Annotated in this window: 20 protein-coding genes; 16 read left to right on the forward strand and 4 right to left on the reverse strand. The window is 38.3% G+C overall.

Going from position 1 to position 23,517, the window contains the following annotated elements; genetic code table 11:
• Positions 1–10: 10 nt before the first annotated feature.
• The 3 genes from QX565_RS12270 to QX565_RS12280 all read right to left on the reverse strand — a co-directional run bounded on the left by QX565_RS12270 (position 11) and on the right by QX565_RS12280 (position 5,401).
• Positions 11–3,562 (reverse strand): TonB-dependent receptor, encoded by a 3,552-nt coding sequence (locus QX565_RS12270; RefSeq protein ID WP_255585222.1) that lies wholly within the window; start codon positions 3,560–3,562, stop codon positions 11–13.
• A gap of 111 nt (positions 3,563–3,673) precedes the next feature.
• Complete coding sequence (locus tag QX565_RS12275; protein WP_221648392.1) at positions 3,674–4,678, reverse strand: FecR family protein; 1,005 nt, start codon at positions 4,676–4,678, stop codon at positions 3,674–3,676.
• 135 nt (positions 4,679–4,813) lie between these two features.
• Complete coding sequence (locus QX565_RS12280) at positions 4,814–5,401, reverse strand: RNA polymerase sigma-70 factor (protein ID WP_221648393.1); 588 nt, start codon at positions 5,399–5,401, stop codon at positions 4,814–4,816.
• Between the two features lie 267 nt (positions 5,402–5,668).
• On the opposite strand from QX565_RS12280, the gene QX565_RS12285 reads away from it, so the two are divergent.
• From QX565_RS12285 to folK, 7 genes are all read left to right on the forward strand, one after another.
• Positions 5,669–6,568 carry a methyltransferase domain-containing protein gene (locus QX565_RS12285; RefSeq protein ID WP_289292891.1) on the forward strand — a complete coding sequence of 300 codons (900 nt, stop codon included), beginning with the start codon at positions 5,669–5,671 and terminating at the stop codon, positions 6,566–6,568.
• On the forward strand, positions 6,568–7,449 hold the full coding sequence (locus tag QX565_RS12290; protein WP_007483168.1) for a cell division protein FtsX: 882 nt from the start codon (positions 6,568–6,570) through the stop codon (positions 7,447–7,449). The genes QX565_RS12285 and QX565_RS12290 overlap by 1 nt, the downstream gene beginning before the upstream one ends.
• 53 nt (positions 7,450–7,502) lie before the next feature.
• The gene (locus QX565_RS12295) at positions 7,503–7,742 is read left to right on the forward strand and encodes a DUF3098 domain-containing protein (RefSeq protein WP_025866670.1); all 240 of its coding nucleotides are present in this window, start codon (positions 7,503–7,505) and stop codon (positions 7,740–7,742) included.
• 2 nt (positions 7,743–7,744) lie between these two features.
• Complete coding sequence (locus tag QX565_RS12300; protein WP_289292892.1) at positions 7,745–8,599, forward strand: undecaprenyl-diphosphate phosphatase; 855 nt, start codon at positions 7,745–7,747, stop codon at positions 8,597–8,599.
• A complete protein-coding gene (gene truB, locus QX565_RS12305) occupies positions 8,599–9,312 on the forward strand; it encodes a tRNA pseudouridine(55) synthase TruB (protein WP_007483172.1) in 714 nt (237 codons plus the stop codon). Before QX565_RS12300 ends, truB begins: the two co-directional genes overlap by 1 nt.
• Before the next feature lie 19 nt (positions 9,313–9,331).
• Positions 9,332–10,387 carry a tRNA preQ1(34) S-adenosylmethionine ribosyltransferase-isomerase QueA gene (queA, locus tag QX565_RS12310; protein WP_002558532.1) on the forward strand — a complete coding sequence of 352 codons (1,056 nt, stop codon included), beginning with the start codon at positions 9,332–9,334 and terminating at the stop codon, positions 10,385–10,387.
• Between the two features lie 110 nt (positions 10,388–10,497).
• Positions 10,498–10,965 (forward strand): 2-amino-4-hydroxy-6-hydroxymethyldihydropteridine diphosphokinase, encoded by a 468-nt coding sequence (folK, locus tag QX565_RS12315; RefSeq protein ID WP_414429671.1) that lies wholly within the window; start codon positions 10,498–10,500, stop codon positions 10,963–10,965.
• Here the strand turns inward: folK and QX565_RS12320 are convergent.
• On the reverse strand, positions 10,940–11,122 hold the full coding sequence (locus tag QX565_RS12320) for a hypothetical protein (protein WP_081768103.1): 183 nt from the start codon (positions 11,120–11,122) through the stop codon (positions 10,940–10,942). The two genes, folK and QX565_RS12320, sit on opposite strands and share 26 nt — an antisense overlap.
• Before the next feature lie 223 nt (positions 11,123–11,345).
• On the opposite strand from QX565_RS12320, the gene metK reads away from it, so the two are divergent.
• The 9 genes from metK to QX565_RS12365 all read left to right on the forward strand — a co-directional run.
• A complete protein-coding gene (gene metK / locus QX565_RS12325; RefSeq protein ID WP_007483177.1) occupies positions 11,346–12,638 on the forward strand; it encodes a methionine adenosyltransferase in 1,293 nt (430 codons plus the stop codon).
• Between the two features lie 525 nt (positions 12,639–13,163).
• On the forward strand, positions 13,164–14,951 hold the full coding sequence (locus tag QX565_RS12330) for a helix-turn-helix domain-containing protein (RefSeq protein WP_221648397.1): 1,788 nt from the start codon (positions 13,164–13,166) through the stop codon (positions 14,949–14,951).
• A 337-nt stretch (positions 14,952–15,288) separates the two neighbouring features.
• Positions 15,289–16,995 carry a tetratricopeptide repeat protein gene (locus QX565_RS12335; RefSeq protein WP_221648398.1) on the forward strand — a complete coding sequence of 569 codons (1,707 nt, stop codon included), beginning with the start codon at positions 15,289–15,291 and terminating at the stop codon, positions 16,993–16,995.
• 177 nt (positions 16,996–17,172) lie between these two features.
• Positions 17,173–17,580 carry a DUF3244 domain-containing protein gene (locus QX565_RS12340; RefSeq protein WP_221648399.1) on the forward strand — a complete coding sequence of 136 codons (408 nt, stop codon included), beginning with the start codon at positions 17,173–17,175 and terminating at the stop codon, positions 17,578–17,580.
• A 27-nt stretch (positions 17,581–17,607) separates the two neighbouring features.
• A complete protein-coding gene (locus QX565_RS12345; protein WP_221648400.1) occupies positions 17,608–18,840 on the forward strand; it encodes a T9SS type A sorting domain-containing protein in 1,233 nt (410 codons plus the stop codon).
• Between the two features lie 8 nt (positions 18,841–18,848).
• On the forward strand, positions 18,849–20,243 hold the full coding sequence (locus QX565_RS12350) for a C13 family peptidase (RefSeq protein WP_289292893.1): 1,395 nt from the start codon (positions 18,849–18,851) through the stop codon (positions 20,241–20,243).
• Positions 20,244–20,380: 137 nt separating this feature from the next.
• A complete protein-coding gene (locus QX565_RS12355; protein ID WP_289292894.1) occupies positions 20,381–21,454 on the forward strand; it encodes an acyltransferase family protein in 1,074 nt (357 codons plus the stop codon).
• A gap of 149 nt (positions 21,455–21,603) precedes the next feature.
• On the forward strand, positions 21,604–22,113 hold the full coding sequence (locus tag QX565_RS12360; protein ID WP_289292895.1) for a hypothetical protein: 510 nt from the start codon (positions 21,604–21,606) through the stop codon (positions 22,111–22,113).
• Between the two features lie 327 nt (positions 22,114–22,440).
• On the forward strand, positions 22,441–23,517 hold a 1,077-nt coding region (locus tag QX565_RS12365; RefSeq protein WP_289292896.1), incomplete at its 3' end, for a tail fiber domain-containing protein.

The raw sequence follows: 23,517 nt of genomic DNA on the forward strand, positions 1-23,517 counted from the left end.
ATCCTGTTTTTTAGAATGATAGTTTACAACCAAAATTATAGGCTCGTGCCAGTGGATAAGTTCCCCAGTCGAAACCCGGCATCAGATTGCCCGACTTGTAATTTACATCCGGGTTATAGCCTATGTAATCGGTTATCGTAAATGCATTGTCAACGGAGGCAAAAAGTGAGATACCTCTTAATTTTATTTTTTCTACCCATTTTTGAGGCAGATTATAGTTTAAAGTGATGTTAGTACAACGAAAGTATGATGCATCGTTCACCATATAGGATGACACCCCATAGGTGTTTTTGTTAGTGGTGGCAATATTGGCACGATACATAGCCGGATTGGGATTAGTGACGGCATTGTAACGGTCGGCTGCCAATGCAAATTGATTGCAGGTACCTTCCATATTCAGCAGGTAGTAATTCTGGAAACTGATAACCTGTGCTCCCTGTACTCCCGAAAAGGAAGCGCTTAAGCTTAATCCTTTGTAGCTGATATTGGTGCTGAACCCATAAGTAAAATCCGGATAATTATCTCCTAATATCTCCCGGTCATCATCTGTGATTTTACCATCATTATTGACATCTTTCCATTTGGCATCGCCTGGTTGTACATTTTCGTAGTTCCATACGGCCGGGCCGGTGAGCTGATAACCTTCTTCACCTATGTGTTGTTTATCTACCAGTATCCGTTGATACTCTTCTTCTGAAATTACTCCGAGACTGTTCAGCCCGTAAAAAGAACCGATGGGTTTTCCAACCATTGTTATGTGGCTGATAGCACTTCTTTCTCCAATGCTGACAATGGATTGAGAGTCGGGTAACGAAAGTACTTTATTCCGGTTCAGGGAAAGATTGGCTCCTATATTCCAGTTTACAACCCCGGTGAGGATGCGTCCGTCAACTTGAATATCGAAGCCGGTGTTGCGTATTTTGGCATTGGACAGGTTTGATTTATATTGAGTTGCTCCGGCAATGGCCGATACCGGTTTATTGAACAATAAGTCATTCGAGGTACTGTTGTAATAGTTGGCGGACAGGGTGATGCGGTTTCTAAGGAAACTCAAGTCCATTCCTACATTATACTGATCTGTTTTTTCCCACCCCAGTAAGTTGTCGACAAAAGCGCTTGGATAACGTGTGGGAACTATTTGGCCGCCTAATACGTAACCGCCTAAATCACTCATATACCCTACATGCTCGTAATTTCCGATGTTATTGTTTCCGCTGATACCCCAGCTTACTCTTAATTTTGCTCCGAAATTTTCTCCGATGTGATTCGTCCAGAAATCCTCATTGGATATATTCCAACCTAAAGCAACGGATGGGAACATTCCCCATCGATTGTCTTTTCCAAAGCGGGATGAACCGTCACCACGCAGAGAGCCGGTAAATGTATAACGGTCCTTCCATGAGTACACTACACGCCCGAATACAGACATCATGGCCCAATCGAATTTATCAGTATCTCCCCAACTGTCTCCGGGAGCAGTTCCATGGGCACTTAATTCCCGAATCGTATCATCTACAAAGTTGCGGGCACCAATGGAAGAGTTATCATATACTTTTTCCTGCATAGAGTAACCTCCTAAAATGTTTATCCCATGATCTCCGAAGGTACGGTTGTAATTAAGGGTTGCTTCCAATATCCAGTCAAGATTGGTTTGTGTACTGTAAGAAGCCCTTGAAAGCCGCTGATCACCCACATATCCGCTACCGGCCGTTGTGCCGTCAGTATTCATAATGGTACCTCCTACTGTTGAGGGGCGATAATAACTTTCTGTCTGGGATATATATTGCATTCCGGAATAGATCTTTGCTTTTAGGCCTTTTACGATTTCCAAGTCCAGATATCCCGAGACGGATGACATATATCTTTTTTGGAAATCTTCAATCTCATGTGCCAGGGCAACCGGATTTTCAGCCGGTGCTATGGAATATTTTTTTGCATATTGCATCTGCTGATCGACAGCGTATGAACCATCTGTGTTATATACCGGGAATTGCGGGAACATCACGAGGGCACTCATAATGATACCGTCATTGTAATGACGTCCTTCTGCCTGTACGATTCGGTTTTTGGTATAGGAGGCTGCGGTGTTGACTCCTATACTCAAACGGTCGGTCAGTTTACCGTCAATGTTGAAGCGCGTCGTAAACCGGTGATGATAAGATGGTGCGATAATACCGTCTTGTTCCAGATATCCGGCACTGGCCATATACTTTACCCGGTCATTGCCACCGGTAATATTCAGATTGTGCTTCATAATGGGAGCTGTGGAGAATATGGCATCCTGCCAGTCTGTATTATAAGCCGGTTCAATGGGTTGTCCTGTTTCGAAATTGAAAAAGATATCCGGTATCTGGAAAATCTTTCCACTGGTTGCTCCGGCAACAGACATACGGTACTCGTTATTATGTAGCGGACTGTATTCCTTCCCGTTTTTGGTACACCAGTCACGATAAGCATTATTAGCACTTTCTATTGAAAAATCGCGCATGCCGTAAGCGTCCAGCATTTTTATTTTGTGATCTACCTGTTGAAAACCGTATTGAAAATCATATTCTACTTTTGCCCGTCCGCTGTTTGTACCTCTTTTGGTTGTTATTAAAACAACGCCTCCGGCTGCACGTGAACCATAGATAGCTGCTGATGCTGCATCTTTCAGAACTTCGATGGAAGCCACATCGTTCGGGTTGATATATACATCTTTTGATGTGGGGAATCCGTCAACTACATACAGTGGTTCTGAACCGGCATTGATAGAACCTACTCCACGAACACGCAGTGATAAACCTTCACCCGGGCTTCCGGATGTCTGTTTAATTTCAACACCGGCAGCATGCCCTACCAATGCTTGCTCGAGTGTTGGTGTAGTGACACTTAATTCATCCATTTTAATACTGGAGATAGCTCCTGTCACATCTGTTTTGCGGACTGCGCCGTATCCGATTACTACTACTTCTGAAAGAACTTTGGTATCTTCCGACATGACTACCCGTATCGGTTCTTTCCCTTTTACTATTAACTCTTTCGAAGTGTACCCCAGATATGACAATACGAGAATATCCCCTTTCTCCGCTGTAATGGTGAATTCTCCGTCCATGTTGGAGCTTGTTCCTTTGGTGGAACCCTTGATCAGGACGTTGACACCTATCAAAGGGAGATTATTTTCGTCATAAACGGTTCCGGATAACGAGAAGTTTGCTTTCTCTTTTTTTTCTTTTTGGGGAGGTTCTTTCAAAAAAATGTAGATACTTCCGTTCCGTATTTCAAAATTTACATTTGTTTTTTGAGTTAACTCGGAAAGTACTTCTTTTACATCTTTTGCAGATGCCTGTACCGAAACCTTCACTGACAAATCCGTAAAACTGCCGCTGTATGCCAGGCGGAGTTTAGATTGTTTGGCAACATCATTTAGTACGGTTTTTAAGGGTACGTCTTTGTACCGTACCGAAACCTTTTGAGCGCAAAGTATTCCAGTGTTGAAGAGGAATAGTATCGCTACTGTGACTTTTAGAACGAATGAATGTGATTCTTTTTTAAGAATATTAAAAAATCGAATCTTTATCATTCGTTTTCTGATAAAAACTGGCAAAATTTTCATACTTTTGTTTTGAATTTTACATATGAATAAAATTGGTAGTCAATGGAAGGGCCCTATTCCTTTATTGGCTACCTTTTTTTATTTTCTCTTGTATATTAATATCTTGTCGTTGATCTTTTCATATCTAATCGGAGAAATGCGTGTTAAATCTTCCAGAATTGAATCCAGAGGCATGTTATTAAATGATATTGTGTATATTGAATTCTCCAGAGACTGATCCATCAGCACAATTTCTTTGTTGAATTTGCGGGATAATTCTTTGGATATATCATCAAGGCGAGTGTCTGTGAAGTATAGGCTGTTTGTCTTCCAGCCTGAATAGTCCGACACATTTTCAAGAGAATGCTTATGCATTGTCCCGTTTTTCTTTTCATAGATAATTTGTTCTCCCGGAAACAGTTCCAGGCTTTTTCCCCGGATATCGCTTACCCGGACATGACCCTGATTTAGAGTGGTAGTAATATCCGATTCATCGGTGTATGCTTTTACATTGAATTTTGTTCCCAGTACTTTTATGTCAATTCCTGAGGTGTGTACTGTAAATGGGCGGATTTTATTTTTGGCTACTTCAAAGTAGGCTTCTCCTTCCAGCTCCACTTCCCGGCTAAATAATTTGAAACCGGGGGTATACTTTAGGCGGGAGTCGGCATTCAGGATAATTTTAGTTCCGTCCTGAAAGATAATTGTCTGCATATCTCCTTTAGGAACGTATATTTCGGCAAATCGGGGTGATTGTGTTTGATTGTAATATACGTATCCTCCGGCGGCTAATAATAAAATAGCAGGGATCCATATTGCGACATGGCGTAACCATCTTCCGATGGTTGTTGGAAGATGTTTTTTGTTTTTTTCTACCGGGTCTGGTATACAAAGTGGCTGTATTTTTATGGTTTCTGAGCTTTGCAGTTCCTCGCCCATCAGAATACGGGCAACATCTTCATCAATTACTTCAGATAAATAAAGTTGTCCTTCTTCAGTACCGAACCAGCGACGTATTTCAGCCCGTCGCTCCGGTGACAAAGCATCACATAAATAAAGCCGGATATCTTCGTCCGTGATTGGGTAGTGGTTTTCTGTTGTCATTTTATTAGTTTTAGGTTGTAATGAGAAAATACTCTTTACTTTCGCCTTGTATATAGAGTAAAATCGTAGTGAAGAAAAGTATTACCCGATTTTTGATATTTAACGTTTATAAACAAATCAGGGTGTGGTTATAGTTTAGGAAAAGGAGGCACTAAGCAATACCATGCAAATACAGATGAAATCTTTTTCGTTCAGGCTTTCACGCAATGACAATATAGCTTTATAATAAGATACTTTTACGGTGTTGACGGTAATATTAAGTTGTTCGGCTATTTCGGCATTGGATAAGCCTTCGAAGATTTTCATTTGGCAAATACGGCGTTTTTGAGGTGGTAACTGGGCTAAGGCTTTTTGTATAGCTTCGTCACGCTGTTTTCTGTACAGGGTTTGTGTAATATTCTCTTCTTCAAAAAGCGGCATTCCCAGTATGATTTCCTCTTTTTTTTCAAGAGTCAGCTGATGAAACTTATATGTATTTAACAGGTGATTTTTAAGGATACCGTATAGGTAAGGTTCCACTCCTTGTTCTACATCGATCTGCGTGCGGGTTTCCCACAGTCTCATAAATGAGTATTGCACCGCATCTTCTGCCATTTCTTTTGATTTCAGATAGCGTAATGCCAGCAGGAAAAATTGCCGGTGACACTTTACGTATATTTTGGAGAAGGCCGAATGACTACCGTTGATAAGTAATAAAACTATTTCTTTGTTTATCTTTTCCATGTCTAAACTTATTAAGGTATTCTGGTTGAATATGGCTACGAAGTTAAATAAAAAATCTAATATTCGTCATGCTGATACTGATTTTACCTGTGTGTAGTGTATCAGAGGAATAAACTTTTTATAAGCATATTGCATTTGGATTGCATTATCTGTTAAAAGACCTCAAAGAAACTACCTTACATCACTTTTTATTTGTTTCTTTGCACCAAATTCGGGTGAAGTGCGGTCTTGTGACTCAATGCCGCACTTAATTTATGGCAATAATCAATGAATAAACTCTCTATAAATGCTTGTCCGCTATGCGGTGGCACGCACTTGAAGCGTGTCATGACTTGTACGGATTTCTATGCATCGGGTGAACAGTTTGATGTGCTTTCCTGTGAGGACTGCGGATTTACTTTCACACAGGGTGTGCCTGTAGAAGCAGAAATAGAACGCTATTATGAAACTCCCGATTATATTTCCCATTCTGATACAAAAAAAGGAGTGATGAATGCTATTTACCATCAGGTACGTAAGTACATGTTGGGTAAGAAAGCACGTCTTGTGGCCAAAGAGTCTCATCGCAAATCGGGGCGTTTACTTGACATCGGTACAGGAACAGGCTATTTTGCTTCGACAATGGAGCAACGTGGCTGGAAAGTGGAAGCTATCGAAAAGAATGTTCAGGCACGTATGTTTGCCAAAGAGCATTTCGGACTGGATGTGAAGGCGGAAGAAGAATTGCAGGAGTTCGAAGCGGGTTCATTTGACGTGATTACTTTGTGGCATGTGATGGAACATCTGGAGCATCTTGATGAAACCTGGGAACGTCTCCGGGAGCTTTTATCAGACAGAGGTGTTCTTATTGTGGCTGTACCCAACTGCTCTTCGTATGATGCCGGTAAGTATGGCAAATATTGGGCGGCGTATGATGTACCCCGCCACTTATGGCATTTCACTCCGGTTACAATACAGCAATTTGCTTCCAAACATGGGTTTATTATGGCAGCACGCCATCCGATGCCGTTTGATGCATTTTATGTATCAATGTTGAGTGAAAAGCACCGGGGTAGTTCTTTCCCTTTTATGAAGGGTATGTGGGTAGGAGCAATGGCATGGCTTGGTACCTTAACGAAGAAAGAGAGAAGTAGTTCTATGATTTACGTATTTAGAAAAAAACGCTGATGAAGAATAAAAACAAAAATAATTCGGTGTCTTATTTCGACATGCAATTCATAACGTCCAGTATCAGTACTACGTTGGTATTGTTGTTGTTAGGACTCGTTGTGTTTTTTGTTCTGGGGGCGCATAATCTTTCTATTTATGTCCGCGAAAATATTAATTTTTCAGTTCTCATCAGTGATGATATGAAAGAGGCTGATATTCTGAAGTTGCAGAAGAAGCTGGATAAAGAACCTTTTGTGAAGCAGACAGAATACATATCAAAGAAACAAGCTTTGAAAGAGCAGAGTGAAGCCATGGGTACTGATCCGGAAGAGTTCCTGGGTTATAACCCTTTTACTGCTTCTATTGAAATCAAACTACACTCTGATTATGCTAATTCCGATAGTATTGCCAAGATAGAGAAAATGATAAAGAAGAACACCAATATACAAGACGTACTCTATCAGCGCGAATTAATTGATTTGGTGAACGATAATATACGGAATATCAGTCTTGTACTGCTTGCTCTGGCAGTGGTACTGGCTCTTATTTCTTTCGCATTGATTAATAATACCATACGTTTGGCTATCTATTCCAAGCGCTTCCTCATTCATACCATGAAGTTAGTGGGAGCCAGTTGGGGCTTTATCCGTCGTCCGTTTTTACGACGGAATATATGGAGTGGTGTGTTGGCAGGTATCATGGCCGATGCTATCCTGATGGGAACTGCCTATTGGTTGGTATCTTATGAACCGGAACTGATTCGTGTGATAACTCCTGAAGTGATGTTGCTGGTTTCTGGTTCGGTATTGATATTTGGTGTCGTAATTACGTTCTTGTGTGCCTATTTGTCCATCAATAAATACTTGAGGATGAAAGCCAGTACGCTGTATTACATATAACACAACGTGTAATTTCAATCGTAAATTGTAAATCGTAAATAGTAAATAACATTATGGCTGACAAACAAAAATTTGCCTTTGACAAGACCAATTTCATTTTACTTGCTATCGGAATGGCGGTAGTAATTATTGGTTTTATCCTTATGACGGGGCCTTCTTCTACAGAGACCGTTTTTGAACCGGATATTTTCAGTGTACGAAGAATAAAAGTGGCACCGGTAGTTTGCTTCCTGGGCTTTATTTTTATGATATACGCAGTGTTGCGCAAACCTAAAACCAAAATAGAAGAATAAGTATGGGAGATTTAACGACGATACAAACTATTATTATTGCTATTGTAGAAGGATTGACTGAGTTTTTGCCTGTTTCCTCCACTGGACACATGATTATAACACAGGCTTTGTTAGGGGTGGAAAGTACCGAATTTGTAAAAGCGTTTACGGTAATTATTCAGTTTGGTGCTATTCTTTCGGTAGTTTGCCTTTACTGGAAACGTTTTTTCCGTTTAAATCATACTCCATTGCCTGAGGGTACTTCAGCCCTTAAACGCTTTCTGCATAAGTTTGATTTTTACTGGAAGCTTTTGGTGGCATTTATTCCTGCGGCAGTTCTTGGCCTATTGTTTAGTGACGAAATAGATGCATTGTTGGAAAGCGTGGTAGTGGTAGCTGTAATGCTTGTGATAGGTGGTATATTTATGCTGTTTTGTGACAAAATATTTTCTAAAAGTGACAAGAACTTTAAGATGACGGAAAAGAAAGCATTTAATATCGGATTGTTCCAGTGCATTGCTATGATACCGGGTGTTTCCCGTTCAATGGCTACTATCGTGGGTGGAATGGCCCAGAAGATGACACGAAAGGATGCTGCCGAATTTTCTTTCTTTTTAGCTGTTCCTACTATGTTTGCGGCTACCGGATATAAGGTGCTGAAACTTTTTTTGGATGGCGGAACAGAAGTCTTAATGAACAATATGTCTGCCTTGATCATTGGTAATATCGTTGCTTTTATAGTGGCGTTGCTGGCTATTAAGTTCTTTATTAGTTTTGTTACAAAGTATGGATTCAAAGCTTTCGGTTGGTATCGTATTATCGTAGGAGGAACAATTTTAGTGCTGTTGATGTGTGGATATAATTTAGAGATTGCTTAATGAATTTTAAAGAAGGAGAAGTACTTTTTTTCAATAAACCTTTGGGATGGACATCGTTTAAAGTGGTAGGCCACATACGTTATCACATCTGCCGGAGGATGAAAGTAAAGAAATTGAAAGTGGGGCATGCAGGTACGTTAGATCCTCTGGCTACGGGAGTCATGATTGTATGTACAGGTAAGGCGACTAAGAGAATAGAAGAGTTTCAGTATCATACTAAAGAGTATATTGCTACCATACAATTGGGGGCTACTACTCCGTCTTATGACCTGGAGCATGAGATAGATGCAACTTATCCCACGGAGCATATAACCCGTGAGAAGATCGAAGAAGCATTGAAGCAGTTTTTGGGAGAGATTCAGCAGATTCCTCCGGCTTTCTCGGCCTGTAAAGTAGATGGTGCCCGTGCTTACGATTTGGCACGTAAAGGGCAAGAGGTCGAATTGAAGCCTAAATTGCTGGCCATTGACGAGATAGAGTTACTGGCATGTGATTTGGAGAAGATGGAGATAAAGATCCGGGTGGTTTGTAGTAAGGGAACGTATATTCGTGCATTGGCCCGTGATATTGGTGAAGCGCTTCATAGCGGTGCCCATCTGACAGGATTGGTTCGTACCCGCGTAGGTGAGGTTAGATTGGAGGATTGTCTTGATCCCGAACGCTTTGCAGACTGGATAGACCAGCAAGAGATTGAAATAACAGAAGATAATTAACGTAATAAGGAGAATAGATATGAAACTGTCACAATTTAAATTTAAGTTACCAGAGGATAAAATAGCTCTGCATCCGATGAAGTACAGAGATGAATCGCGTTTAATGGTACTCCACCGTAAAACGGGTGAGATTGAACATAAGATGTTTAAAGACGTCTTGAATTATTTTGATGATAAGGATGTGTTTATTTTCAATGACACGAAGGTATTCCCGGCTCGTTTGTATGGTAATAAGGAGAAAACCGGTGCACGTATTGAAGTGTTCTTATTGCGCGAGCTGAATGAAGAACTTCGTCTGTGGGATGTATTGGTAGATCCGGCCCGTAAAATCCGTATCGGTAATAAACTTTATTTTGGTGACGATGATTCAATGGTGGCCGAAGTAATCGATAATACCACTTCACGTGGGCGTACGCTGCGTTTCTTGTATGATGGTCCTCATGACGAGTTTAAGAAAGCACTCTATGCGTTGGGCGAAACCCCGCTGCCCCACTCTATCATTAATCGTCCGGTAGAAGAAGAAGATGCGGTACGCTTCCAGTCTATCTTTGCAAAGAACGAAGGAGCTGTAACAGCGCCTACTGCCAGTTTGCATTTTAGCCGTGAATTGATGAAACGGATGGAAATAAAAGGCATTGATTTTGCTTATATCACATTGCATGCCGGTTTGGGTAACTTCCGTGATATTGACGTAGAAGACCTTACCAAGCATAAAATGGATTCGGAGCAGATGTTTGTTACCGGCGAAGCTGTAAAAACGGTGAATCGTGCCAAAGATTTGGGCAGAAATGTATGTGCCGTAGGTACTACTGTAATGCGTGCCATCGAGAGTACTGTAAGCACAGACGGACATCTGAAGGAATACGAAGGCTGGACAAATAAGTTTATTTTCCCACCGTATGAATTTACAGTAGCCAATGCGATGATCTCTAATTTCCATATGCCATTGTCTACCCTGTTGATGATTGTAGCCGCTTTTGGTGGATATGACCAGGTAATGGATGCTTATCATGTGGCAATGAAGGAAGGCTACCGTTTTGGTACCTATGGGGATGCAATGTTGATTATAGACTAGGAAAATAACGATTAGTGATTAGTGATAAGTGATTAGTGCCATGCGGCGTATGCTTATCACTCATCGCTAATCGTTAATCACTTATCACTCATCGCTAATCACTCATTATCATGGTTTATTTGGGGCTTGGAACTAATTTAGGAAATAAAGAGCAGAATCTCCGGATGTCTGTACAAAAAATAGAAGAGCGGATAGGGAAGATTGTTTCCCTTTCCGCTTTTTATGTGACTGCTCCCTGGGGATTTGCTTCTGATAATAGTTTTTTGAATGCTGTAGTTTGTGTAGAGACCCCTCTCCGGCCTTTGGAGGTATTGAAGGAAACTCAGGCGATAGAACGGGAGTTAGGGCGTACAAGTAAGTCTATGGGTGGAGTATATTCAGATCGGCTTATAGATGTCGATTTGCTGCTTTATGGCGATACAATTATGGATGAAGAAGGCTTGATCCTCCCCCACCCTCTAATGACCGAACGCCGGTTTGTAATGGAACCTCTGGCGGAGATTGCTCCCGATGTGATGCATCCTGTGCTTCACAAAACAATGAAACAACTTTTTACTTCTTCTTTTTCTCCGCAATAAACTGAGGCAGATAGGCGATGCAGCCTATTAATGCTGCATATAGATAATGCAGCTCTGTAAATGGCTTGTGCATCAGCATGCAAATGACATAATAGATTCCTATCGTTACTCCGATGTATGCCAACAAAATAAGTACTCTTTTTATTCTCTTCTTCATACGAAAATGATGTTAATATGGACCAAAGTTAGTAATTAATCAGAAATAATCTCTACCTTTGTGTCCGAAATGAAATGTGGAAAGATTTGAGTAGCTTGCAACCACAGAAAAAAATGCTAAAACAACATTCCTTTCTGTGTGCCGGGTGGCACTCCCCTACTCATCCTGTCTTTTCTCATTTGATTTTTAATTTTCAATTTTCAACTTTTAATTTTTAATTGAAATGGGATATTTATTCACGTCCGAATCGGTGTCTGAAGGACACCCCGACAAAGTGGCCGATCAAATATCGGACGCTGTACTTGACAAACTGTTGGCATTTGACCCCAGTTCGAAAGTAGCTTGCGAAACCTTGGTAACTACCGGACAGGTAGTACTGGCGGGAGAAGTGAAAACCAGTGCATACATTGACTTGCAGCTTGTAGCACGTGAAGTAATTAAGAAAATCGGTTACACCAAAGGTGAGTACATGTTTGAAAGTAATTCCTGTGGTGTATTTTCTGCTATTCATGAGCAAAGTGCCGATATCAACCGTGGCGTAGAACGCGAAGACCCGATGAATCAGGGTGCAGGCGACCAGGGAATGATGTTTGGTTATGCTACTAACGAAACAGAAAATTATATGCCGCTTTCTCTTGATCTGGCACATCGTATCCTGCTCGTTTTGGCAGATATTCGTCGCGAAGGGAAGGAAATGACCTATCTCCGCCCCGATGCCAAGAGCCAGGTGACTATTGAATATGATGACAACGGCAAACCCGTACGCATTGATACAATTGTGGTATCTACCCAGCACGACGACTTTATCCAGCCGGCAGACGACTCTGCAGAGGCTCAGTTGAAGGCTGATGAAGAGATGCTTGCTATCATCCGTAAAGATGTTATCGAGATACTGATGCCTCGTGTGATTGCTTCTATTCATCATGCAGACGTATTGGCTTTGTTTAATGACAATATCATTTATCATGTGAATCCAACCGGTAAGTTTGTTATCGGCGGTCCTCATGGCGATACAGGTCTTACTGGGCGTAAGATCATTGTAGATACCTATGGTGGTAAAGGTGCACACGGTGGTGGTGCTTTCTCTGGCAAGGATCCCAGCAAAGTAGACCGTAGTGCTGCTTATGCTGCCCGTCATATTGCTAAGAATCTGGTTGCTGCTGGTGTGGCCGACGAAATGCTCGTGCAAGTGTCTTATGCTATTGGTGTGGCTCGCCCTATCAACATTTATGTAGATACTTACGGACGCAGTAATGTGAAGATGAGTGACGGTGAAATAGCTAAAAAGATTGACGAATTATTTGATCTTCGTCCGAAGGCTATTGAAGAACGTTTGAAGTTACGTAATCCTATCTATAGCGAAACTGCTGCTTATGGACATATGGGACGTGAACCCCGTGTAGTAACCAAAACTTTCTCTTCTCGTTATCAGCCCACTAAGACTATTGAAGTAGAGCTCTTCACTTGGGAAAAACTGGACTATGTAGACAAAGTAAAAGCCGCTTTCGGTTTGTAATCAGCGTAGCTTTACAGCTATTTATTTATAGAGAGCCGCTCTTCTATGCCATAGGCTATAGAAGGCGGCTCTCTTCTTTTTTAAGAGATAATTTGAAAGTATTCAAGTATAAACACAAGATCTCATTTGGATATAATTACATAATATCATTGATTTTATTATTGGTATTTGCTTGATAAACAATGATATAATATACCCTCCTTTAACATAAAATTCCACCTGTATTCCATACTCTGTCCCATCGATTAGTCGTAATTTTAAATTTGATTCATCCGGATACATTTTTTCGGATTTAGATCATTTTTACTGACCTATTCTACACATTCCTTGCATTTTTTTAATTACCACAAAAAAATCTCCCTGATAAATATTACCTATATATTTTGAAAGATAGTACCCAATCCGGCTGTGTAAAAAGCCATATACTTGCATTGGAAGGCTATGAATAAATCATCTTTAGATAATAGAAGAACAGGAGATCATAGCTTTCTTAAGGAATAAATAATTTAATATTTACTTAATCACATGAGACTTCATTTTATATTTTTACTATTTGTTTTGCAGAGTACAAGATATGGTGGTGCATATCCTGGTTCTCTATCCTCTGCTCAACTGGAAGGGGAGGAATATCTTACAGATCAACATCCGACAGTTTCCATTATTGTTGAATCTTTATGGTCTGCTTTATGGTTTTATCCCCTTGAAGCGCTGGTGATAGGAATACTTATCTCCCTAATGACCTATAATAGGATAGTACATAATAAAGAATTACTTTCCCATGAAAAGTTAGGAATTTCATTGGGTATAATTGATAAGGCACAGACTCCAATGACACTTATACAGAACCTGCTGGAGGATGTTACCTCTGACAATATCTCTGAATCTGCATCAAAAAAAGTAAAACGGGCACTTGGACACACTAACTATGTCATGGATTGTCATAAAAATATTATTGCATTGAATGCTATGGAGAAAAAAATGCATTCTGGTTTTACTACTACTGAGTTTGAACTTTACACGTATCTGACTCTGCTTACTGACCAATGCCGTGTATATGCCAATATGCACCGGATACAATTAAATGTCAGTAAGAGTTTCAATTATCTCAGTTGTCAGGTGAATGAAATTGCTATGACTGCTGCTCTTCAGTGTCTTCTGAACAAGATAATTGATATTACACCTTGTGGTGGTTGTATAAATATTAGAGTATCTCACCTTGCTGATTGCTGGAGTCTGCAAATAACCAACTGTCCAGAGTGTGACAATAAAGAAAAAAGAGTGTTTGCACCAATCTCCGGACTGGGATTAGTACATTGTTACGGAAGTCTTCGGCTTATAAAAAAGATAATCCACTTGCATGGCGGAAAACTGATAGTAAATAGTCGTGGACGAATAGTTACTTTTCAAATAGTCGTTCCTTTAAATTGTAATATAACGAAACATCCGGTGGCGAAGAATTGTGTACAGAAAAGTGATAAAGCTATTTGTTCTAATAATAATGAAGTTGATGATGTAAAGTTATCGCTCGGATCCAATAAAGCTCCGTATGTTCTACTGGTGATGGCCGATAAAGAATTAAGCAATTATCTGAATGAAACTCTCTCGGTATCTTTTCGGATGACAACTCTTGAAAAGCCGGAACAGGTTTTCTCTTTCTTTGATCAATCCATGCCGGATGTTATTATTATTGATGAAACTATTGATGGTACGTATGGGGATGAGCTTTGTTCCCGGATAAAGTCGGATATCAGTATGATTAATATCCCTGTCGTTCTCCTGATAAACTCCGATGATAATGAAAGTTATCTCACCCACACCCGTTGTGGTGCCGACAAACTGGAACGACGTATGGTTAATATTTGCAGGCTCAAAGCAGACATCCGGATGCTCATTGCCAGGCATACTTTACAGCGTGAACAGCTCAGAAAGCTTCTGGCAGAGAATTCATCTGCCATTCTTTCTGAAATAACAGTGAAGAATGATGACAGTGCTCTGTTTATGGATAAGGTACAAAAATTCCTGGAGGAAAACCTTTTTGAAAGGAAGTATACAATTAAAATGCTGAGTGCAGACATGGGGATGAGTCGTACTAAATTCTATGGCAAGATGACGGATATTATAGGGAAGGCCCCCGAAAACTATATACTTGCTTTTAAGATGGATAAAGCCAGAGCCTTACTTGCCACGCAGCGATACAGCGTTACAGAGGTAGCAACAATGGTAGGCTATTGTGATGCCAAGTATTTTGGAAAGAAGTTCAAGGAGTTCTATCATGTTTCACCATCGAAATATATTGAGAATGCTATAGGGTAGGATCAGGTTGTTTTAAGCGTTATACTTCTATGTATCTCTGTTATGTAAAACAACTGTTCTTTATAACTATAAGATGTACTCTTCTTATGTATATCTTCTTTATGAGATAGATTCAAAACATCCGGATGTTTTGAATAAAAACATGGGGATGTGCTGATTTATAACATCCGGATGTTGTGTATGATAACATCCGGATGTTTTGAAACTTAAACTCTTGTATTCATACTTGTAGATAGGCTCTTGTACCTTCTTTTCAAGTATATAAATTTATACCCTTAAAGAATATATTCTTAGGCATTTATCTTTAAATAACTAAAGGTTTTCTATATTTGCATCTATGACACATTTTATACGACGTGCTATTCTGTTTGCCCTGATAGGGTTATCTTTATCCTCTTGTCACTTTTCTGGTGGTAATAATCAACTTGCTGTATTGCAATATGCTGATTCACTGATGGAAAACCACCCCGATAGTGCTCTTTTATTACTTGAAAATATTGACAATACAGATACACTTTTACGGGCAGGCAGGGCATATTATGCATTATTGCTAACGCAAGCCAAAGACAAGAATTACATAAAACACACCACTGATTCAGTGATGTATAAAGTAGTGGACTATTATGATTCGGGAAATAATGATGTTTTGCGAATGAAAGCTCATTATTATTTGGCCCGGGTTTATCAGGATATGGATAGTGTATCTGCTTCTGTAGGTGAATTCTTGATTGCTTTACAATTGGCGGAGGGTGTGAAGGATTCTGATTTTATCTGTTTGTCTGCTGCTAATTTAGGGTATCTTTTGAAAGAACATGATTTACCTGATGAAGCCGATTCTTATTATCAGAGGGCAGAAGAAGTAGCGATGCTGAAGGGAGATTCTTTGTATTGGGCATTAGTGTTGGTTAATCGAGCTGATATCGGTATACATAAAGGAAAAGAATATTATGAAGAGGCTGAAATAAAGTTGTTGAAAGTACTTGAACTTACAAAAAACAATGATCACATATCCGTAAAACGAGCTGCTATTAATTCGTTGTTATTTTTATATAGTAATATGGAACGATATGATGATGCTATACAACTCGGGCGAGAATATATTCCTACTCAGTCGGATTCTATTAAAAAGATGGATGCTTGTTTAATCTTGGGTGATGCTTTTTATCATTTGAGTCAAAATGATTCTGCAAACATCTATTTAAAGAAAAGTTTGCTTTCGCCTAACTATCATACAAAGTACTGGGCATATAGGCTTCTTAGTGATATAGCAGCAGAGAAAGGGCTTTTGCTTCAATCGCTTCAATGGAAAGACTCTTGCCTTGTTTATGATAATTTGGCTTCCACTTTATCTTATCCGGTAAAGACAATTAAGAGTCTGGAAAGAATGATACACCAACGTTATCTTATTCAGTATAAATCTCTTGCAAAGTGGCAATGGTTCGCTCTTTCTTTCATTGTTACTATATTGTTATTATCGTTGATTTATTTTGTATATAAACGACAAAAATATCATAAGAGGCTCATGCAATTGAATGAAGAGCGATCTTCGATGAAAGAACTTTTTAATAATAAATTGGCTGAGATACAACGTTTGCACGAACTTATAGGGCAGTGTGAAGGAGATAAAGCGAAGATCTATGTGTTGGATAGGCAATTAAAAACGGTATATGCTGAGAGAGACAATTTGCTTGATAAACTAATTCATGCTCTTCCCGTCTTTAAGAGCTTGACCTTAATGATAGAGAGAAATAAGGATGAGAAAGGATCAAAAGAAATGATAGATATTAAGCTTTGGGGAAAGATAATATCAGAGTTAGATGATGTTACTAATAACTTTACCATAAGGTTGTCCGATCAATTTCCTATGTTGAAGAAAGATGATATTCACTTTTGTTGTTTACTGAAAATGGGATTTAAATATTCGGATATTGCTTGTCTTTGTGACCGTACTATTAATATGATGTATAAGCGGCGTGATCTGGTGATTGAAAGAATTGAGTTAGATACTTCTTCATCTTTGGAGGCTTTTATTAAGGCATATTGATTGAATTTGAAGGAGTATTCATGTAAATTACACTTATCTATTTTTGCTTATTTTGTTAATTTGTTGTAAATCAGCTATTTGTTGGTTTGTGCTTTAACAAATAACTACACATGTATTATACCCTGATTTATGAATAAATCGTGTAATTTTGACAGTAAATATAAAACAAATAATATTATGGCAAAATTATTCTTTTTTTTATTCATTATTTCTACTGCATTGTATAGCCAGCCGGTTGCGGCTGAAGAAGTTCTAAATGATGATGTAACGAATGGGCTGGTATGGTATTCGATTCCTTTAAGAGGGCACTCTACAAATTCTGGTGACGATAAAATACTGCGTAGTCCAGCCCTTACTCCTGTTAAGGCTTTCATGTGTGAGAAAACGATGCGTCTTGACTTTTCGTCTTCCATTAAAGATGTTATTATTACAGTAGTTAATGCTTCTACAGGCGAGGTTGTTTATTCTGAGAATTTTGCTACGCCGGAGGTGGTATTTATAAACTTAGATGCAGAAGAGGCTGGTGATTATCGATTGGATGTTACGGGGGATGCTACTGCTTTATGGGCTGAATTCTCGTTATAATGATGTATAACTTTAAAATTTAAGATTATGAGAAAAGGAATTTGTTTTTTATATGCAGTATTTGCCTGTACATCAGTATTTGCGCAATTAACTGTTAACTCTAATGGTAATATTATTGTAAAAAGCGATGCAACTCCTTTATCTTCATTTGCTGTAAATGGGGTTGGAGAGCCAGATGTGGATTTGTTTGTTTTCTCAAAAAATACAGGTATCTGTGTGGAGCGTACTGTAGTTCCTTCTGCGTCATGGGGATTAGGAGTTAAAGGATATTCAGTACCATTTTCATCTAAATATACTGTGGGCTTACAAGGTATAGCTTTGACTGGTTCTCCGTTAAATAGCGGTCGTTCTTATGGAGTGATGGGACGTGCTGGAAATTCAACTGGAGGGTATAATTGGGGCGTTTGTGGACTTTTAGCAGGTACTTTAAATGGTGCTGGGATATATGGCTCTTCTGTTGAAACAGATTATGGTGATTATGTTCCAGGACGTTATGCCGGATATTTTAGGGGTGATGTTCGTGTTACTGGTAGTATTTATGGACAAGTATTGACTGCTTCAGCCACTTCTTTACGACAAAATGTGATGGCATTGTCAGAAGTTTCTACTCCAAATGAAAAAGTTGTTGATAAATTGAGTTTATTAAATGCTGTTCAATATAATTTGAGTCAGCCGAATACGCGTATAGCTCCTTTAGCTATGGGAGATGCTGATACGTTAACTGTTTTTCCTGCACCTACAACAGAGGAATTACAAGCCTATTCTAAAGCACATTATGGTTTTGTGGCACAAGATTTACAGCTGGTATATCCTGATTTAGTATATGAGAATACACAAGGTGAATTAAGCATTAATTATATTGAGATGGTGCCACTACTTGTGCAATCTATTCAGGAGCTGACAGCAGAGATTCAGAAACTGAAGTCTGGGAACCAAAGTTCCGTTTCAAGAAGTGCAACAATAGATGAGAGTGTAGAAGATAATTCTATTGGAGATATAAAATCAGAACTGTTTCAAAATGCTCCTAATCCTTTTAAGGATAATACTGTAATCAAATATACTATTCCACAAAATACACAAAACGCAAGTCTGCTTATTTATGATATGAACGGTAAACAAATTAATCAATTTGTTTTATCCCAAAGAGGGATGGGGGCTGTTACCATAGAGGGTAGTCAATTAGAAGCAGGTATGTATCTATATTCTTTGATTGTTGATGGTACGGTAATTGATGTGAAAAGAATGATTTTAACTAAATAGGTGGAATTATGAGAAGGATAATAATAATATTTTTTGCTATATTATTGTCTTTGTCTGCCAAATCGCAAGTGACGCAGTCTGAGGCTGGTGGTATTGTGGATGAATATATGAATAAAAATATTAGTGATTACTATTGGCTGTACATGGAGGCACCTTCCATGGTACGTACTAATGGTGAAATTACTACATTGTCAGGAACAACTTTAGCTATTCCTCAGAAAAATTCATGGGTGTATTTTGTGGATGAATTACCTTACTCAAACTGGTCTCATAAGTGTCGGTTTTTATTTGTAGACAAAAGTACCGGTGAGTTGAGTTCAATTGCTGCAGTAAATCCTCCAAAAGATTTGAAAGAATGGGTTATGTTAACTGAATATCCAAATGTACCAGAAGGATCTTTATTTAATTTTGAGAATATAGGGAGTTTGCGGGTAAACGGTCAAGCTTCAAATTGTTATGCTGTAATTATAAGTGGAGGTGCTGATTCTTACAACAATTGGGTTAGATATTGGAATGATTGTTCGGCAATTTATTCAACGTTAATTAGAGTTTATGGATACTCAAGAGATCATATTTCTGTTATAATGTCAGATGGCACTAATCCGGGAGCAGACAGGCATCATAATAATGGGACTTATGATTCTTCTCCTTTAGACTTAGATGGAGACGGTACTAATGATATTCAATATGCTGCGACTAAAGCAAATATAGCTTTGGTTTTTAATGCATTATCTCAAAAAATGACCTCGAATGATTTCCTTTTTATTTTTACAACTGATCATGGAGGACAAACTTCAGGGGATAATGTCTATCTTAATCTTTGGGGGGAAACAATGAGTGATGCAGAATTTGCTAAAGAAGTGAAAAAAGTTAACGCAGGGCAGATTAGCATTGTTATGGAGCAGTGCCATAGTGGAGGATTTATAAGTGATTTGTCTAGTGAAGGACGAGTGTTGGCAACAGCTTGTACAGCTAATGAAAACTCCTATGCAATGCCTCCCAATTATACATATAATGAGTTTGTTTATCATTGGATCGGTGCAGTTGCAGGAATCAAACCTGATGGTGGGGTAGTAAAGGCTGATGTAAATGGTGATGGAGTTGTATCTATGCAGGAAGCCTTTCAATATGCTCGAACTGCTGATACGCAGACTGAAACGCCACAATATAACTCAATAGGAGCTTCACTAGGAAATAGTTTGTCTTTATGGGGAGGAATTTCTACAACGGTTTATGTTCGGAATCGTATAATACAGGCTAATGAAATCATAAACGGTACTAATATAGAAGTTGAGAATGTAACAATCAGTAATAATGCTAATGTTGTGTTTGATGCTGCTGGTATTACTAAGTTTAAAGGTGGATTTAAGTGTGAAAAAGGTAGCTCAATGAAAGTGAAATAGTTCTAAATTATGAATGACTTTAAAAAGATGTCTGAAATATGGATGCTAAAAGAAAACTGGAGGAGGGATATTTAGATTACTTTTAGTGAATTATATTAAGACATCTTTTGTCACTCTTTTTTTTAAAAATATTGTCTATGGATAAATTCAATCTTTCAGAGAAGCTTCAATCTGATACTATAACGTGGCTTCGTTTTCCATTAATCGTGGGAGTGGTTTTTATTCATGATAATATAACGTTGGGACAAAATAGTGGAGTTATCAATCCTTTTTGGTTTGATTGTGTCATTCGTTTATTTAGTGATGTGCTACCTCGTGTATGTGTGCCTTTGTTCTTCATCATATCCGGTTTTTTGTTTTTTTATGGTGTTAAAAATTTGAGGTTATCTTATGTAAATAAGGTCAAGCGTCGTTTTCGGACTTTATTTATACCATATGTTGTGTGGAATGTGATGGCCTTATTTATTTTAATTATAATGAATTCTCCTTTTCTTAGTAACTATTCGGCGGCTAAGGAGTTTCATTTTTCAATAAAATCTTTCTGTAGTATATTTTGGGACTTTGATGGGACTTCATCACCTTTAAACTTTCCTTTGTGGTTTATACGTGATTTGATGCTTTTGGCTTTGTTTTCTCCTATTATTAAACTACTTATTAAGTATCTTCAATGGGGAATTATTGTTATAGTGGGTTTGTGTTGGTTTTTCAATTTAGAAGTGGGTGGCATTATTCCACGATGTAGTTCTACATTTTTTTTTATGCTTGGTTCCATTATAAGTATCAATGGAGAAAACTTGTTGAATTTTTCCAGGCATTATGGAATGTGGGCAGCAGTGATTTATCCGTGTGTAGCTTTGATTGATATGTTCACAAAAGGTGGAAGTTTTAATATGTATATTCATCATGCCGGAATTATTATAGGAATTATCGGAGTTTTCTTTGTTGTACCTTTATTTATTGAAAGGGGGAAATTGATTGTTCATCCAAGTTTGTCAGAGAGTAGTTTTTTTATTTTTGCTTTTCATGCGCTGGTGATATATAAGATTATTATGTTTATGTATCGAGTGGTGAATTTACAGTCACCCTATTTACTCATCTTTATGTATTTTTTAATTCCTATTGTAGTTGTTGGTTTTTCATGGGGACTTTGGTGGATACTTAAAAGTAAAGCTCCTTCGTGGTTTACATCGATTTTTATAGGGCCTGTATGAAACGATTCGAGATTTTTAAATATACTGATCGGATATGAATATCAACTAATAAGTCTTTTGTAAGATAATGATAGGATATAAGAATTTATTGTTATATTTGTAGGTAATGATACTTTTATACTAGTAGACTATTAACTCGGGGATTGAATATGAAAAATTTACTACTATTATTTGCACTTCTATTTGCTGTCATAATGATGGGATGTGATAAAAATGATGAGAAAGCAGGTAATGAGAAACTGCCGGGTAATGAAGTGTTGTGTGTTACAGGTTTGACAGGGAGTAACTGTCTGAATAATGCATATACTGCTATCGAAGATGAAGAGGAGATTTTTTATGCTAAATTGCAGGCTAATATCCTCCAGATAGAACATAGGAACTTGTCTACTAATTGTGATTATCAAGGTATAAAGGTTTCTGCAGAACTGATTGGTGATTCAATTATTATTGCAGAGAATGAATTGGGAGAGGGAGCTGCAAACTGTATCTGCCTTAGAAATATATCATTCTCTCTTAATGATATAAAGAAAGGAACTTATATCATCAAATTAAGTTTTAAAGAATCTTTGGGAGAGGTAGACTATGCTTGTTTTACTGTTGATTTAGAAAAATCGGATATAGTTTCCTGTGCTCTGAAGAGGAAAAATGTAGAATATTAAGTATCTCTTTGGTGGTTATCTTGATGAAATCCTATGTTTTTGCAAGCGTAACTAATGAGAGAATCAATTTATGAACCAGATGAATTCCGTATACGTCTATATTGCATCAAGTATCAAGATAGATGAGGTTTACTTTTAGTACCGCCTGGCAGCTGGGACAATTATTTTGCAAAACGGCGTGTCCGGTTCATTAATGAGGCAGGTATGTATTTGTATTCTTTGATCGTTGATGGAAATGTGATTGATGTGAAAAGAATGATCCTAACTAAGTAGGAGAAATTAGGACTAAACTATTGCTATTATTAATAACTTTAAAAACACACACTCATGAAAACTAACAATGCAATTTTCATCTCAATTATTCTTTTCTTCTGCTGTTCAGCGAGTCATGCACAATTAAAAGTGCTTTCAAATGGTAAAGTTGGAATTGGTACTACTACTCCCAAGTACAGCCTTCTGGATATTGGAAAAACAGGTACTGCCGGCGGATTGACTATTTATAACAGCGCATTGACCAATCCTCTTCTTTTTAAATTATATTCTAATGGAGATTACGGCTATTTAAATTTTGGAGGAGTAGCAAAACATGGAATAACAATAAATAAAGATGGTGGTATTGGTCTTGGAGCCGATCCTTCTATAGAACTGGATACTCCTGAGTATATTAACATATATACTTATGGGGAGAGATCTGCATTAATGGCTTATGCAAAGTATCCCTACGATTATGGTGATGTCATAAAAGTTTATTCAAACCGGGATACCGATGTGGCTTATGTTGTGAGAAGAAGTGGCCAGTTTACTTTTTATGTGACCGGGGATGGAAACGTTTATTCTAAAGGTAGTTTATTGACAGCTTCTGATGAATCCTATAAAGAAAATATAAGTTCAATAAACAATAGCCTGAATACGATCAGACAAATGAGAGGTGTTACCTATAAGCTAAAGGAACAGGCTGATGAATCAACTACTGCAAGCACTCTTCAAAGTGATGTTTCTTCCAGAGATACTTTATCCGCTCAGTCTCCTGTACCGGTTGAAATCGTTAATAAGATAAAAGCTGAAAAGAAAAGAAAGAAGTCCGGTTTTATCGCTCAGGAATTGGAAGAAATATTCCCGGAAGCTGTTTATACATTACCCAATGGAAAGAAAGCCATTGCTTATTCTGAAATTATTCCTCTATTAGTGGAAGCCATCAAAGAACAACAAAACGAAATAGATAAGCAGCAGAACGAAATTGATGAATTAAGACAATCTAAGATCGTTCAAACCAGATCTGCTATTGGTGCTGTAGATGAACAATCAGATGTAAACTCATTGCTGGATGAAAAGCTGAAAGCCAAACTTTATTCCAATATACCCAATCCTTTTAAGGAGCAGACTACCATTTCTTTCTTTATCCCC

The sequence above is a fragment of the Bacteroides sp. 41_26 genome (assembly GCF_949740115.1).
Taxonomy (GTDB): domain Bacteria; phylum Bacteroidota; class Bacteroidia; order Bacteroidales; family Bacteroidaceae; genus Bacteroides; species Bacteroides nordii.